This is a genomic window from Psychrobacter sp. DAB_AL62B, from assembly GCF_028895345.1.
Lineage (GTDB): Bacteria > Pseudomonadota > Gammaproteobacteria > Pseudomonadales > Moraxellaceae > Psychrobacter.
On sequence record NZ_SAXC01000009.1, the window covers coordinates 52,707 to 67,369 of the forward strand.

11 protein-coding genes are annotated in these 14,663 nt (G+C 42.2%); 1 reads left to right on the forward strand and 10 read right to left on the reverse strand.

What is annotated here, in order from left to right:
- Nucleotides 1–194: 194 nt before the first annotated feature.
- The 10 genes from EPB74_RS11200 to fmt form a co-directional block, all read right to left on the reverse strand.
- The gene (locus tag EPB74_RS11200; protein WP_274904210.1) at nucleotides 195–1,184 is read right to left on the reverse strand and encodes an epimerase; all 990 of its coding nucleotides are present in this window, start codon (nucleotides 1,182–1,184) and stop codon (nucleotides 195–197) included.
- Between the two features lie 39 nt (nucleotides 1,185–1,223).
- The gene (locus EPB74_RS11205; RefSeq protein ID WP_274904211.1) at nucleotides 1,224–1,724 is read right to left on the reverse strand and encodes a hypothetical protein; all 501 of its coding nucleotides are present in this window, start codon (nucleotides 1,722–1,724) and stop codon (nucleotides 1,224–1,226) included.
- Nucleotides 1,725–1,857: 133 nt separating this feature from the next.
- A complete protein-coding gene (locus tag EPB74_RS11210) occupies nucleotides 1,858–2,805 on the reverse strand; it encodes a fatty acid desaturase family protein (protein ID WP_274904212.1) in 948 nt (315 codons plus the stop codon).
- Between the two features lie 132 nt (nucleotides 2,806–2,937).
- Complete coding sequence (locus tag EPB74_RS11215) at nucleotides 2,938–3,456, reverse strand: GbsR/MarR family transcriptional regulator (RefSeq protein WP_274904213.1); 519 nt, start codon at nucleotides 3,454–3,456, stop codon at nucleotides 2,938–2,940.
- Nucleotides 3,457–3,581: 125 nt separating this feature from the next.
- Complete coding sequence (locus tag EPB74_RS11220; protein WP_274904214.1) at nucleotides 3,582–4,211, reverse strand: L-threonylcarbamoyladenylate synthase; 630 nt, start codon at nucleotides 4,209–4,211, stop codon at nucleotides 3,582–3,584.
- 127 nt (nucleotides 4,212–4,338) lie between these two features.
- Nucleotides 4,339–5,604 (reverse strand): DNA-processing protein DprA, encoded by a 1,266-nt coding sequence (gene dprA / locus EPB74_RS11225; protein WP_274904215.1) that lies wholly within the window; start codon nucleotides 5,602–5,604, stop codon nucleotides 4,339–4,341.
- Between the two features lie 60 nt (nucleotides 5,605–5,664).
- Nucleotides 5,665–6,762 (reverse strand): LysM peptidoglycan-binding domain-containing protein, encoded by a 1,098-nt coding sequence (locus EPB74_RS11230; protein WP_274904216.1) that lies wholly within the window; start codon nucleotides 6,760–6,762, stop codon nucleotides 5,665–5,667.
- A 349-nt stretch (nucleotides 6,763–7,111) separates the two neighbouring features.
- Nucleotides 7,112–8,533: a threonine synthase gene (gene thrC, locus EPB74_RS11235; protein WP_274904217.1), complete on the reverse strand. Its 1,422-nt coding sequence runs from the start codon at nucleotides 8,531–8,533 to the stop codon at nucleotides 7,112–7,114.
- Nucleotides 8,534–8,578: 45 nt separating this feature from the next.
- Entirely contained in the window at nucleotides 8,579–10,162 is a 1,584-nt protein-coding gene (locus tag EPB74_RS11240; protein ID WP_274904218.1) for a transcription antitermination factor NusB, read from the reverse strand.
- 75 nt (nucleotides 10,163–10,237) lie between these two features.
- Complete coding sequence (gene fmt / locus EPB74_RS11245; RefSeq protein ID WP_274904219.1) at nucleotides 10,238–11,362, reverse strand: methionyl-tRNA formyltransferase; 1,125 nt, start codon at nucleotides 11,360–11,362, stop codon at nucleotides 10,238–10,240.
- A gap of 246 nt (nucleotides 11,363–11,608) precedes the next feature.
- Here fmt and EPB74_RS11250 point away from each other — a divergent pair, with 246 nt between their 5' ends.
- Nucleotides 11,609–14,551 (forward strand): response regulator, encoded by a 2,943-nt coding sequence (locus EPB74_RS11250; RefSeq protein ID WP_274904220.1) that lies wholly within the window; start codon nucleotides 11,609–11,611, stop codon nucleotides 14,549–14,551.
- Nucleotides 14,552–14,663: the final 112 nt, after the last annotated feature.

Genomic DNA, 14,663 nt, shown 5'->3' on the forward strand with positions numbered 1-14,663 from the left:
TACGTCAAGATTCTTACCTATTGAAGACAGAGTCTTAGTTTATTGAAACTTTATAGAGCTTGTATATCAATCGGTTCTCGAAAAAAATAAGCAGTGGATTGTTTCATGTGAAACAATCCACTGCTTATTTGATGACAATTACTTTTAATTATTATTATTTTTAATCCTAAAAACTACTTTCTTAACCACTATTGCTATAATACTTGCTGCTCTAACGCTTGCTTCAGCGTTGGCTGCTTAAACTCATAACCTGCGCTCTGTAATGCTTGTGGTATTACTTTTTGTCCATCGATCAATAATGTCGACATCTCGCCAAACATCAGTTTGAGTAAAAACTCTGGTAAAGTAAAAAAGGTCGGACGATGTAACCATGCCCCCAATGTTTTAGTAAAAGTATGATTGGTCACTGGATTCGGCGCAGTCAGATTATAAACGACGGCTGGCGTATCATTTGCTGTCTTTAGCGTATTATCGTGTGTGGTGGATTTGTTAGTTTGCCCAGCATTATTAGTAGCATTGTTGCCAGCCAGATGCTGCTCAATGATAAATATGGCTGCCCCTACCCAATCTTCGCGGCTCACCCAGCTCATGATTTGCTGACCATCGCCCAACTGCCCACCGACACCCATTTTAAATGGTGTCAAAAGCTTGCCGAGCATACCGCCTTCAGGATGGATAATCACACCGGTACGCACGATAGCCACCGGTACGCCATATTCGATTGCTGTCAATGCTAATTGCTCCCATTTATCACATAATTGATGAGCAAAATCCACCTCAAAGCCACTGCTTTCGGTCAGTGGTTTATTGCCTTGTGCACCATACCAGCCAATCGCTGAACCACTGACCAACAGTTTGGGTTTAATACTGCTGCGGGCAATGAATGACAATAATGATTCGGTAGGTTTCATACGGCTGGCAAGTAGTTGCTCTTTGCGTGCATCGCTCCAACGTGCGTCAGCAATCCCCGCACCTGCTAGATTTAAAATCACATCGAAGCGTTTATCAGAACTCGCCAGCTCATCATAAGTCACCATTTCAATATCGTTAGGATGTGCCTGACTGCTATCACGCGTGAGCCAAGTAATATGCACGGTTTTATTCTGCGCACGATAACGTGCCATAATCTCTTTACTAAAAGCGCTCCCTAGAAATCCTGAGCCACCGCTAATTAAAATATCCATGTCCTACTCCTTATATGTATGAATTATTTTATTTATTACTTATTGTTCAGTAAAACTTAATCCTTTATAACCATCGTCTTCTTTTTTAGCGCTGATATCAAAACCAGTTTTACATACTTTTGGTAAAGCTATGCAGCCAGCGATAGCTGAGTTAATAGCACCAAATAGCCCAACACCAGCCATAAATGCCAACAGCACGCCAACCTCTATCCATGAGTTGATGCCTAAATATAGGACAATTGCACCCATATAACTTGCTGAGGTTATAAACCCTACTAAAAACGTCGTGCGTATACTTTTATGATCCTCGCGCCATAGCTTTTGACTAGCGATGATAACGCCCGTTAATAAAGCAGGGATAAAACCCAATAAACCGACGTATACTAATGGCTGATAACCAATTTGGGCAAAATCTGCTTCTCGAAAGATAAACAATAAAGCCAGCTCTGCAATTAATCCACCAACTATGCTACCAAGCCCTGCAAACAAAATAATCACTGGTAAGTAAGGATAAGCACCTAAATTATTATTCGCTTTCATTATATTTATCCTATTAACATTCGTCGTTAATTGAGTATAAATAGTGCGTTAGTAGCGATGATGAATTTGCTATGAAGAACTGATGAATAAAAAATTGATAGTATGAAATTTTTCGTTAATATTTAGCGAAATTTTAGGCAAAACGCTTACGAATAGGACAGTCACTATTATTATTATTTTGATATTTGTCTTTTAATTTATTCCAGCAATTATTAATAAATTCCATGATAGTAGCCATTGTTGGCAATACATGCTGCTTGGTCAGGTGTGGCGTTGCCGCATCTAAACGCTTGGCGAGCGCCGGTAAATGTTTGGATGGTACAGCAGGGAATAGATGATGCTCCACGTGATAGAGTAAATTGAAGGTCAGCAAGTTGACCAATGGATTACGCTCGGTGCGGGCTATCGTCTCATCACAATCATGGTGTACGCCCCACACGGCAATGATACCGACGCTGGCATTGGCCAATGTCATGGTCAATATGTGATACATCAATATTTGCGCTAACATAGCAAGAGCAGGAAAAGTAAAGGCGGTCAATACGAGAGCAACCAAGACGACCAAAGCAATCAAACCAAACTCTAAATACGCGATACGCTGATTACGACGACTGCTTAGACGTAGTCCTTGGCGATAAATATCCAGTCGGTAAGTGACACCACCTAACATCGCTCGCCACCACGATACTTTTGCCAGACTGCCCTCAATGTCACTGTCGCCCAATGGGTCACGATGATGCGCCATGTGAGTGGCTCGAATGCTGTGCAAACTGGTCATCAAGAGCACGCTAAGCAACAGCAATATCCCAGTAGTCGTGCGTTTACCCGTTCCTAAACTATGATGATAACCATCATGAGCTTGGCGAAAAGCCGCGGCAAAGAATAAATAAGAAGCGCCGCACGCTAGTACATACCAAGATTGACTGGCAAACCACCATGACAGCAATAAAAATGGATAAGGTAGAATAACGTTATAAACGATTTGACCGCGAGTTAACTGGCGCAAGTCTTGCCACTGCACTACGTTGATCGCATTTTTAATCGCTATGCTTTTATTACCCTGTGTGTTATTCGCTTTCATATGACACATCCATTTGTTATTACTATGAAAAGAGCTAATAAAACTTCAATTCATTACATAAATTTCTGTCATAACAGAAACAAATATATAAATTTTTTATTTTAAATAAGCTATGGCACTATTAACGCACCACTAACGTAAAACTTTTTTAATGCTAGCGCCCAATTTCAATATCTTTTTAAGTGCGCTTGTCGGCAACCTAAGCATCTCAGAAGACCAAGTAGTCACGGTCTCAACGAATTCTTGCGTCTCACGAATACGAGTTTTTACTTCATTATTCTCATGCTCAAACTCAGGGCTGTCCATCAACTCTTGTAAAAACTGCACCGTTGGCTCCAGTTCGCGCTTTTGCCTTTCAACGACAATGATGCGCGCCAACTCCCAAACATCGGTATTGGTGGTAAAGTGATCACGACGATCACCCAATATCGAAACCTTTTGTACTAATCCCCAGTGCTGTAGTTCTTTAATACTGTTTGAAACATTAGAGCGTGCAACGCCAAGCGTTTCGGTGATTTCTTCAGCATTTAATGGCTTGCCAATAATAAACAACAGCGCATGAATCTGTGACATGGTGCGATTGACCCCCCACTGCGAGCCCATTTCGCCCCAATGTAAGATAAATTTTTCGGTCACAGGATTTAGTTTCATGATTACTATCTACTCACTATCTTGAATAATTTGGTTATCTTAATAATTCATATTGCACTATTCTTTTATTTCTGTCAAGAGTGAAATTATAAAATATTACTTATTGTCTAATAGCTAAATGTGTTTTAACGCAATATTAAGCCTGTTGTCGCGTCACGTATTTGACTGGGTAAAGTATAACCTAATGTCTTAGCTTGTAAGTAACTGATTTGCTCACCAAAATAAGCATATGCTTCAATAAAGTTAATCGCTGGAGGTTGAGCTGATGGGTTGCAGCTTGTGGAAACCAAGAGCCCAAATGGATTATGGGCACTGACCAGCTGTTGGCAGAGCTGACGGATAATAGGATGACTAATAACTCTAACAGCTACAGTTTGGTGCTGACCTGTGATCCAAGGCGGAATAGTCACAGCAAGCGTCTGCGGGATAGGTAATAGCCAGGTATGCGCTTGCTGATATTGTAGATCTATATACTCACTATCTGTCTGCCAACTCTTGAGGATGGGGTAACGTTGCGCCTCATTTAAAGAGGCTAATAAAGGTGCCAAACGCTCTATGCTATCAGTAATAACGATCATGCCTTTAGCTTGTGGACGTTGTTTGATGGCCAAAATACGCTGAACGGCTTTTTTATTATAAGCGTCACAGCCAATTCCCCACACGCTCTCGGTTGGATAAGCGAGCAGCTGTCCTTCTTTGAGCCACTTAGCAGCTTGAATGACAGAATCAGTGATGAATAATTTGGATTGGCTCATAGCTTGAACGTTCAGGATGATAGAGAAGTAGGCGCTAATCATAGCACAGTAGAAAGACTGACTAAGATAGTGATACTTAGAAATCAATAGAATGTTTTTAGAAAGTTAAAAGTATTGCAATATAAGACTAAACGCGTAGATAACGCCCGCCATGCACACTGACAACACCCAGCAACTCAAGCTCCATTAATTGTCCAATCAGCTGCGGTGGCGCAAGCTTGGTAGTTACGATAAGCGCATCTAAATCCTGCCCATGCCAATCAAGCTGCTCATAAACGAGCGTTAGATGCTCAGGTACGACAATAGCACTAGGAGGAGATTTGATATTAGAAGGTGGTGGCTGACCCGTAGCTTTGCCAACGCTTCGGTCTATATCTATAGAATTAGAAGGCTGACTGCTAGGCCATTGATTGTTATTCGATGAATCGTTATCAGATTTAGGTAGGTGTGTTGGTGCACGTGAATCATTATTATAGCCTAATTGACTATTAACATCTTCGAGTACTTGCTGAGGATGATAAATCAAGGTTGCGCCTTCACGTATCAAATGATGACAACCCTCAGCATTACTATTATCAATATGACTAGGAATGGCAAAGACTTGCTTGCCTTGCTCCGAGGTAAGCCTAGCAGTAATCAGCGAGCCACTTTGAATCGTAGCTTCTGTCACAATAGTCGCGAGGCTCAGTCCAGCAACCAAACGATTGCGCCTTGGAAACGTGTGCTTGTGCGGCAGCGTGTGCGGCAACAATTCACTAATGATACAGCCGCCTTGGTCGATAATTTGGTTGAACAATTTATCGTGATGATTGGGATAATTGACATCGATACCCGTACCCATAACGCCAATAGTACGACCTTGATATTCAGAATCCACCTGCGCCAATGCACCAAGATGAGCGCGTTTATCCACGCCCATAGCCAAGCCACTAGTGACGATATAACCCGCCTGCGCTAAATATTGTGCCATATCAAAGGTGGTTTTTTGCGCATGTGCGGTAGGTTTTCGGCTACCAACGATAGCGATTTGTGCTTGATTCAAACGCGACTTATCACCACGATAAAATAATAGTGGTGGTGGGTCATAGATTGCTAGCAATTGCGCAGGATAGTCAGGCTGATCGGCAAATAATAGACCATAACGTCCCTCTATTAATGCTTGTTGGATTTTATCGATACTGGCACGCGTTTGCTCTGGCTGTTCATGACGCGTTAGGTGAGTATGGTGAATACCCAACTGCCGCCATGCTTCTACTTTGGCTTGCCAAGCAAGCTCAGCATTACCGAAAGAAGTAACCAGCTTATAATAAGCAGATAATGACGCATTTACCTCAGACCACAGCGCCAGTACGGCACGCTGATGATCTGATAAAGAAAGGGAGGCTGCCGTCATAATCACTTGGCTCGTATAGGCGGACTTAGAGTTACTTTCAAAAACAAGCTTTATATATGCTTATAAATAGGCAGGTGGCAGTAGCTGATCGCCAACGCTGAGAGGTAGCTCCGACTCAAGCACATAAGCGTAGCTGATATTATCAAAGGTGTTGAATACCATCACCATGCCAGTAGGCTCACTCGGCAAGCGTACAGGCGTATCATTATCTTTGATATCGCGTATGACCGCCCCTTTTTGATAAACGGTTAACACATCGCCCGGTTTGGCACCGTGCGTGCTACCTAAGTTAATAGCAACCACACTACCCTTGGCAGCTGAGCTAATAGAATCCATGACGCGGACGATCATACCACCGCGATTGACAGTTGCAGGCGTCGGATAAAACACTGGCGGGATAGCATTATCGAGCTCAACAAAAACCCGATCACCTTCACGCACTTCTTTGCCATAGCTATTAATAAGCTGCAAGCTCGTAACACCATTGGTTTCTGTAGAAGTGACCAAGCCAGTCGCTACCTGTGTGACTTCTAAACCTATAACTTTTTGAGTCTTAGGTTCGACATACATCTCGCCTTCACGGTAGATTCCATAACGCTGACCAACGATAAGTGGCACGCCTTTGGCATAAACTTTATCGCCACTTGCGGTAATTAAGTTACCTTTTTTAGAGGCGAGTATATATGGCGTGGTATTAAAATCTGCTGGATTGACAATGATGTTTTTATCAAGCCAATGTTGAATGGCAGACCATGGAATAGGTGGAATGCTATTGACCGATGAGGTAACAGCAACCGTGCTAGCAACCACATTACCTGTTAGTTGTTTTTCGACCCCAGCACAACCTTCGCCAGTGTCCACACCAATCAACGTCTTACCTTGAATCACACATAGAATCAGAATATCGTTAGGATAAATGAGATTGGGGTTTTTGATTTGCTTATTGGTTGCCCAAATCTCTTTCCAGCGCCATGGACTGTCTAAATAGCGTCCCGAGATATCCCATAAAGTATCGCCTTTTTTAACAATATAGCGATTGGGTGCATCTGCCTTGATGGTTGGCGGTGGATTATTAGCGTGGGCAGTGCTCATCAGCATTGCACCACTAAAGGTCGTAACCAATAGCGCTTTTGCGATATTTTTTAAGCTCATCTTCATTGTTATATCCACAATATGTAACGCTGTTAGCGCCATAATCACCAGTATTTAAGCCTATTAATGACCCTGAATATTTTATCACTATTTAAAAATAATGATAAAAACTAAGAGCATTATTGACTGACAGTACCGTTATCATAACGCCTATAGAGCAGCTATTTAGTGTCATTGACTGATGTGATTGACGGGTATGATTGCTAAAAAAGCGTGTAGAATAATAATGACTCGCCGACGCTATTTCTAATATTACAATTATATCTACCATAACACAATCATAAACACTTTATTACAATAGCGTAACCTTTAATTGGATATTAATCTTAATACGCTATGTGAATATCTACAGCTGTTAAGCTGGATTTGGCGTGACGTACTGACGGATTTGCTCGGCGACCAACTCAGCGTTATTATCCAGTATCACCACGTATTGCGGTAAACTTTCCAATCCTTCTGTATGAGCTGGGCGGGCAATATCTATTTGACCAATTGCTTCGATGATAGTCTCAGCAAACTTCACTGGAAGTGCTGTTTCTGCACAAACAATCACTTCACCCGCTTGCTTCAGCTCTTTAGCAACCTTTATGCCATCCGCGGTATGCGGGTCTACCAGCTCACCATACTGCTCATAAAGCGTTTTGATCGTGTCTAGTCGGTCACCATGAGTAGATTTACCCGCGGAAAAACCATAACGCGTATTGACCGCTTGCATCAAGTCAGATAAATCAAAACCTTGACCCGACTTTACGCCTTCAAATAACTCTTTAACACGAGTACTATCTTTATCGAGTAATAAATACACAAAACGTTCAAAGTTGGAGGCTTTAGAGATATCCATCGATGGGCTTGAGGTTACATAGGTTTTATCGGTCGGACGCGGCTGGTAAGCACCCTGATTAAAGAAGTCATTAAGCACGTCATTTTCGTTAGTCGCAACGATTAAACGCTCAATTGGTAAGCCCATCTCGCGGGCGATATGACCGGCGCAAATATTACCAAAATTCCCTGACGGTACGCTAAAGCTGACTTTTTCATCGTTGTTTGAAGTCACGGCGAAGTAGGCTTTAAAGTAGTAGACAATCTGCGCCAGTATGCGACCCCAGTTGATAGAGTTCACTGTACCTAAATTATAAGCCGCTTTAAATTCAGCATCTTGTTGTAAAGCTTTGACGATATCTTGGCAATCATCAAACATACCATCGATGGCGATATTATGGATATTATCGTCCGTTAAACTATACATCTGCGCACGCTGGAATTCACTCATCTTGCCATGCGGTGATAGCATAAAGACTTCGATGTTGTCTTTACCACGCAAGGCGTATTCCGCCGCACTACCGGTATCGCCACTGGTCGCGCCGATGATGGTAATACGTGCGTCTTTTCTTTTAAGCACATATTCAAAAGCATTGCCTAAAAACTGCATGGCAACGTCTTTAAATGCCAAGGTCGGACCATTTGATAAGCCTAGAATATATAAATTATCTTCGAGCTTGCGTACAGGAACAATCTCTTCACTACCAAATATATCAGCGGTATAAGTGCGTTCAATAATATCTTGTAAGTCAGCCACAGGAATATCGGTCGCAAAGCGCTGCATAATCGTCATGGCAAGCTGTGGATAGCTAAGCGCGCGCCATTCATCAAGCGTCGCACTATCAATGTTTGGATAATGCTCAGGCAGCATCAAACCACCGTCCGGTGCAAGACCCATCAAGAGTACATCACTAAAATCCATCGGCGCTGTCTGACCACGGGTACTGATATATTTCATTAGATTGTCCTGTCTACAATAATGTTGTTCAATATTTAAAACGGTTTATTCAGCAGTTTTGTGCAGCAACGCATAATAGAAACCATCACCACTGTTGCTATCAATAGGCAAGCATTGACGACCAATAGCTTGCGCGATACCCCAGCTGCAACCTTCGCTAAATTCAATCGCTACTGCATCATCATGATGACTAACAAAGTCCTGCATTTGCTCGACGTTTTCTTGCTTTAAAATAGAGCATGTCACATACAGCAGATAACCACCGGCTTTCAATTGTGGCCATAAGTTATGCAAAATATCTGCTTGTAATAATGCGGTTTGCTCGACATCTTCTTCGGTACGCAAGATACTGATATCAGGATGACGGCGAATCACGCCAGTCGCTGTACAAGGTGAATCAAGTAATATAGCGTCAAATACAGGTTCGTTTTTATCTTTTTTACCAGCGCCTTGCCATCTGGTGGCATCGGCACAGACAATTTTTAGCTCAATTTCTTTTTTAGATTGCTGTAAATCTTGCTGTGTTAAATTCAGGCGCTGTAAATTTTCATAAATACGCTCAATACGCGGCGCTTCATTATCGATAGCGGTTAGCTTGATTTTAGAAATCGTAGACGTTACTTCTGCATCGCTTTGTTTCACGTGAAACAAAGGCGACTGCTCAGCTGAACTTATGAGTTCTAACCAATGAGCAAGCTTACCACCAGGTGCTGCGCAAGCATCTAAAATATGCAGCTCGGCATTTTTAGTGTCGCTATTAGCGCTGTTAGCATTCTCATTCTCAGCGCTAATCTTATTCATCAAAGCTTTATGAATAAGTGGTGCAGCAAGCTGAGCATGCATATCTTGCACGCTGGCAGCACCTTCAGCGAATTGTGGCAAAGCGCTGACTGCTGTACTTTGATGTAATCTTAGACCTTTGGTTGATAGAGCCATAGATGTAGTTGCATCTGACGAGTTAGGTAAGTTGAAACCGCTCGTTAGCTCAACCAAATCCGCCTCGATCTCTGTCTCTACCAATGCTTGCTGATAGCTATCGACAGAAGTAATAGAAGAGTTCACGCGTAAAAACATGGGCGCAGGTTGACGTAAACCTTGCATCAGATCGTCATACTCGTCACTCCAATCTTGCTTGAGCTGATAGGCAAGCCAATTAGGTAAGCTGTGTTTTTTATCACACTTCTTACGGAATTTACTGGGGTTCTTAGCGACTTTACGCAAGATGGCATTAATTAAACCAGTCGCATGAGCAAACCCAATTTCTTTCGCTGCTTCAACCGTTTCATGAATCGCCGCATGATCCGCCACTCCTAAGTATAACAATTGCACCAAACCTACTTGAATAGTAGTACGAACTTCTTTTTCATCAATAGGGTTATCAGCCAGACTATCTAGTAGGCGCTCAAGGGCATACCATTGACGCAACGTGGTTAGTAGCAACGCATGGGCAAAACCTTTGTCACCGTCGTGCAGACTGTTTAATAATGGGTCAAGGACGCTTGCGAGTGATTGACCGTTTTGAATAGCCAATAAAGTTCGAATCACGCGGACGCGGACGCTACCATTCATAATAAGGTTGCTTGACGGTTTAAGTTTATTATTTCTAGGCGCAGCGGTGGTTTGTCTCATTAAATTGAATTTCCTTGACGTATGATGAATAGCGTCTTGTGCAAGTTGGGTTATTTATAAGTAAAGTAGATTAAATTATTTCGGATCTGTCGTGAACTGATCACCATCGCTTAGCTGATTGCCATGACAAATCTGCTCAGCCGTCATCGGCTTACCACCAGCAAACTGTAAATTGGTTATGGCTAAAGTACTGGCCAGCTGCCTATCAGCAGCAGTTGTACCATTAGTAGTTTGCTCAGCATTATTTTCTTTGCCACAGGCAACTAAAATCGCTTTACGCCCAACACTGATAACGGTACCAGCAGGCTTCTCGGTTTGCTGTGAAGCATTAACAGGCAAGCTGGCTAATATTTTAACGCGCTGCCCTGCTAAGAAAGTGTAAGCACCCGGCCATGGTGTCAATCCGCGGATTTGCCGCTCAATCACAGCAGCAGGTTGCGTCCAATCAATTTCGCCTTCAGTTTTGACCAATTTTTCAGCATAATTAGCTTGGCTGTCATCTTGAGCAATAGCCTGTGCTTGATAGTTGGCTAAGTCCTGTAGCACCGTACTGATAGCGGTCGCACCAAGAGCAGCCATCTTATCATGTAGGCTGGCAGCCGTATCATTAGCCTCAATATTAGCGCTCACTTTATAAAGCATGTCGCCCGTATCCAGCCCTTTATCCATCTGCATAATAGTAATGCCTGTCTCATCATCGCCAGCCAATAGTGCACGATGAATCGGCGCTGCACCGCGCCAGCGCGGCAATAATGAAGCATGAATATTTAGGCAACCATAAGTAGGCGTGGTTAACACCCCAATAGGTAAAATCAGTCCATAAGCAGCTACAATCATGAGATCTGGCTGATAAGTACGCAAGGTCTGCCGCGCCGCTAACCCTTCTGTGCTCGATTTTTTAAAGGTAAGAGGTTGCTCAACGGCGATATCATGCGCCAATGCCACTTGCTTTACGGCAGAAGCAGCCAGTTTTTGTCCGCGTCCTGCCTTGCGATCAGGCTGCGTATAGACGGCGACGATGTCTATATTGAGCGCTTCTTGCTGCTTAATTAATGCCTCAAGGCTGATAGCAGCAAACTCCGGAGTACCAGCGAATACCACTCTTAACGGGTTATTACGCTGCAGCTCGTCAGCAATCGTTGTTTGCTGAGGTTCAGTAGTATCAAAGGTTGAATCAGGGGCGCAAGCAAGTGTCGTCATAGTTAGGCATTATTGATAAGTAATTGCCCTATTATAGGTGAGTTTGTAGCGTTGTGCCATGATTGTAATAGCCTCAATCAAGCGCTACTAATGACGCTATTTATCTTTATAATAGCAATAAGACCTCGTCTCATTTTTTGAATTGTTATATAGCGCTTATTTATCCATTAAGGAGTGACAATCAAATTTAACAGAGGTATCGAAAATTCACTATATATCATCATGCCGACTTAAGGTCATGCCTTTATGCAACAGTTTCAGTCTCTACAACGCTTGCTGATTTTCTATACTTTGACACTGCTGGCCATGTTGTCATTGTATTATTTCACGATGTTTTATGAGATGAGAAATGATAGCGAACAGCGCAGTATAGAGGCTTTTCATTCATTGCAATATGAGATTACTGAACACGCCAATCCTATAGATGCTGAGATCAAAGAAATATTAAAAAAGCCCTTTTTTAAAGATATTAGTTACCAGCTAATTCTTATGCTGCCGTCTGGTCAAACGTATATTCACCGCTATACCCAGCCTAATGAGCGTGAATTTACTGGCATCATGTTTCCTAACATTGTCACCTCGTTGCTATCCGATAGTCGTACTCATAGTGCCTATACGCTCACCAATCATAGTTTAGTAGGAAGTATTAAGCTTGACAGTGGTCATAAGATTTATACAATATTGCGGCATAAACCGCTTGATATTAATTGGATATCTTATCGATATTGGCTTCCGTTAATGACAGCCATCATGTTTTTTGCCTTAGCATTGCTTTATACGTTAAAGCGCCGTGCCAATTGGGAAAAGCTACTACTTTATACCGACAACTTAAGTAGCCACGCAAAAGATGGCTATACCCCACCGCCATTTATTGAAAAAGGAACCACGCCTGAGTTTTTGCAATTGGGTCACTCACTCAGTCGTATAAACTATCAGCTGCATAGCAATCATCGCCGTATTACCACGCTTAAGCATCGTTTAGAGCGTTTGGTTGATCACGCACCGCTACCCATGCTGATGGTTATGAGACATGGTCAGATTAGCTTTTTCAATCAACGTTTTGAGCAGGTATTTGCGACTTTGTTTCAAAGTGATAGCAACTATCATCTGACAGATTTCGTCTTTTCTGAAGATACCTCTACTCAATTACTGCTACAAAAACTGGCGAATCTTCGTGTTACACGCACATTGATGGTCTATGGGTTGGTGAATAAAAAAGCCTATCAATTACATATTACACCGTGGTTTGGTGAGCATGGACAAGTTCATGGTTTTACCGTACTGCTCAATAATATTAATGAGCTGGTCAATCAGACTGCGGACTTACAACAAAAAAACCTGCAAATGCAGCGACAGTTGGATGAATTTAATACACTCAAATCAACCATGGGACGTGATTTACGCCTGCCATTAGAGGCGATGATTGACACACTCGAACCCATTGATCCCACTACGTTGACGGCCGATCAGAACCAAACCTTAGATACCTTAATTCAAGCCAGTCACTCTATGCTCATTATGCTCAACGATATGTTAGATATAGGGGAGATAGAAGTTAGGAAAACCCGTCTTAACATTGAGCCTGTCGACATTTATAGAATCGGACAACAGGTGACTCATTCATTAGTAGCTAGTACAAGGCAGCATGGGCTTGAGCTGCTGTATTTTTTTACCCCTGATTGTCCGCGTTGTATTAATACTGACCCTAAGCGTCTGCAACAAATATTACGCAATTTATTAGATAATGCCATCAAATACACTTCTGCTGGCTATGTTGCACTTACCATCGAAGCGGTTAACGGCGCACAGTTATCAAATACCAAAGACGGCGACGGCTTAATAGCGGTAAATGAAAGCAATAAAACAAACTCATCACATGACTGGGTTCGTTTTAGCATACAAGATAGCGGAATGGGGTTAGAGACAAGCAAGCAAAGTCAATTGAGCGCTTATTTTAGTCAAAGACTCAAACCAGAAGACAATCGAGCAAATAATCAAGCAAACAATAAGGCATATGTGCAAACAGAGAGTCAAATAAGCCCTAAAATTCTTCAGGTAGGCATTGGACTAACGACTTCTCATAGTTTTGCTAAATTATTAGGCGGCTTTATCGAAGTAAAAAGTACGCCCAATTTAGGAAGTGTTTTTAGTCTTTATTTACCTTGTAGTCATCCAAATTATCAACCTATCTACCATCTCAACCCTCATTTAAAGCACATTCATCTCATCGCGATTATCAATCAACCACTTGCCACTGAACATCTACAACGCTTATGCGAGCATTTATCCATACCAGCGACCATTTTCACTGCTGTAAATAAAGCAACTTTACAACAGTTAATAGATCAGTTGGCACAAAAAGAGCAGACACTCGCCCCTATCCTACTACTGGATTATGAATATTATGAAAGCCTCACTATCGCTTTATCAACTCAGATAAAAACTGATAGTAAAAACATCAGTCATAAACAGCTAACCCATGTAAAAACTGAAGTAGAAGGCCTCGAAGCGAATGCTCTAGAGGGACAACTTAACTTAGAAAATCAGGCATCTATAAATATTGATAGACAATATGTTTTAAATCATCTACTGGCTAAACCAGCGCTACCAAAGATATTACTAAGCATGAAGTCTGAGCGCCGCATTCCTTCTATGTTATTAGATAAATGTGACGGCTTTCTAACCAAGCCGTTGGATGCAACGTTATTGCTATCTGAGCTACTGCGCTTGACGTTACCCATCAGGCAGGCGCTCATACCACAAGCAAGCGTTAAAGACGATAATAGCCCATTAGCAGCAGACAATACTGCGAGCGAAATCTTATCGCCTCTTATTCTAGTGGTCGAGGACAGTCCAACCAATCAGAAAATAGCATGTAAAATATTAGCTAAACTCGGCTATCGTAGTGTGGTGGCAGAAGATGGGCAGCAAGCGTTAGATGTATTGGAAACGCAGCGGCAAGAGATTGCTCTTATATTAATGGATTGCCGGATGCCGGTGATGGATGGACTACAAGCGACCCAAGCTATTCGAGCGCAAGGCGATCACATTCCTATCGTTGCGCTTACTGCGAATAATACTGAAGAAGACCGTGCTGCATGTTTAGCAGTGGGAATGGACGAGTTTTTATCTAAACCGATTAATAAAAATAAGCTTCAAGAGGTCTTAGAGACACTTATTAAAACCTAAGAAGCGTCTCTAGAACTCATGAATGAGATCAATGAAAATATATTTGTTACCTACTGGGCAGGAAGCCCAATAGAGGCTTCGAAAACATTATTCTATTAACACTCTATTTTTT

Coding starts and splice junctions, on each gene's coding strand:
- EPB74_RS11200 (WP_274904210.1), bottom strand. CDS start 1,184: ATGGATATTTTAATTAGCGGTGGCTCAGGATTTCTAGGGAGCGCTTTT.
- EPB74_RS11205 (WP_274904211.1), bottom strand. CDS start 1,724: ATGAAAGCGAATAATAATTTAGGTGCTTATCCTTACTTACCAGTGATT.
- EPB74_RS11210 (WP_274904212.1), bottom strand. CDS start 2,805: ATGAAAGCGAATAACACACAGGGTAATAAAAGCATAGCGATTAAAAAT.
- EPB74_RS11215 (WP_274904213.1), bottom strand. CDS start 3,456: ATGAAACTAAATCCTGTGACCGAAAAATTTATCTTACATTGGGGCGAA.
- EPB74_RS11220 (WP_274904214.1), bottom strand. CDS start 4,211: ATGAGCCAATCCAAATTATTCATCACTGATTCTGTCATTCAAGCTGCT.
- dprA (WP_274904215.1), bottom strand. CDS start 5,604: ATGACGGCAGCCTCCCTTTCTTTATCAGATCATCAGCGTGCCGTACTG.
- EPB74_RS11230 (WP_274904216.1), bottom strand. CDS start 6,762: ATGAAGATGAGCTTAAAAAATATCGCAAAAGCGCTATTGGTTACGACC.
- thrC (WP_274904217.1), bottom strand. CDS start 8,533: ATGAAATATATCAGTACCCGTGGTCAGACAGCGCCGATGGATTTTAGT.
- EPB74_RS11240 (WP_274904218.1), bottom strand. CDS start 10,162: ATGAGACAAACCACCGCTGCGCCTAGAAATAATAAACTTAAACCGTCA.
- fmt (WP_274904219.1), bottom strand. CDS start 11,362: ATGACGACACTTGCTTGCGCCCCTGATTCAACCTTTGATACTACTGAA.
- EPB74_RS11250 (WP_274904220.1), top strand. CDS start 11,609: ATGCAACAGTTTCAGTCTCTACAACGCTTGCTGATTTTCTATACTTTG.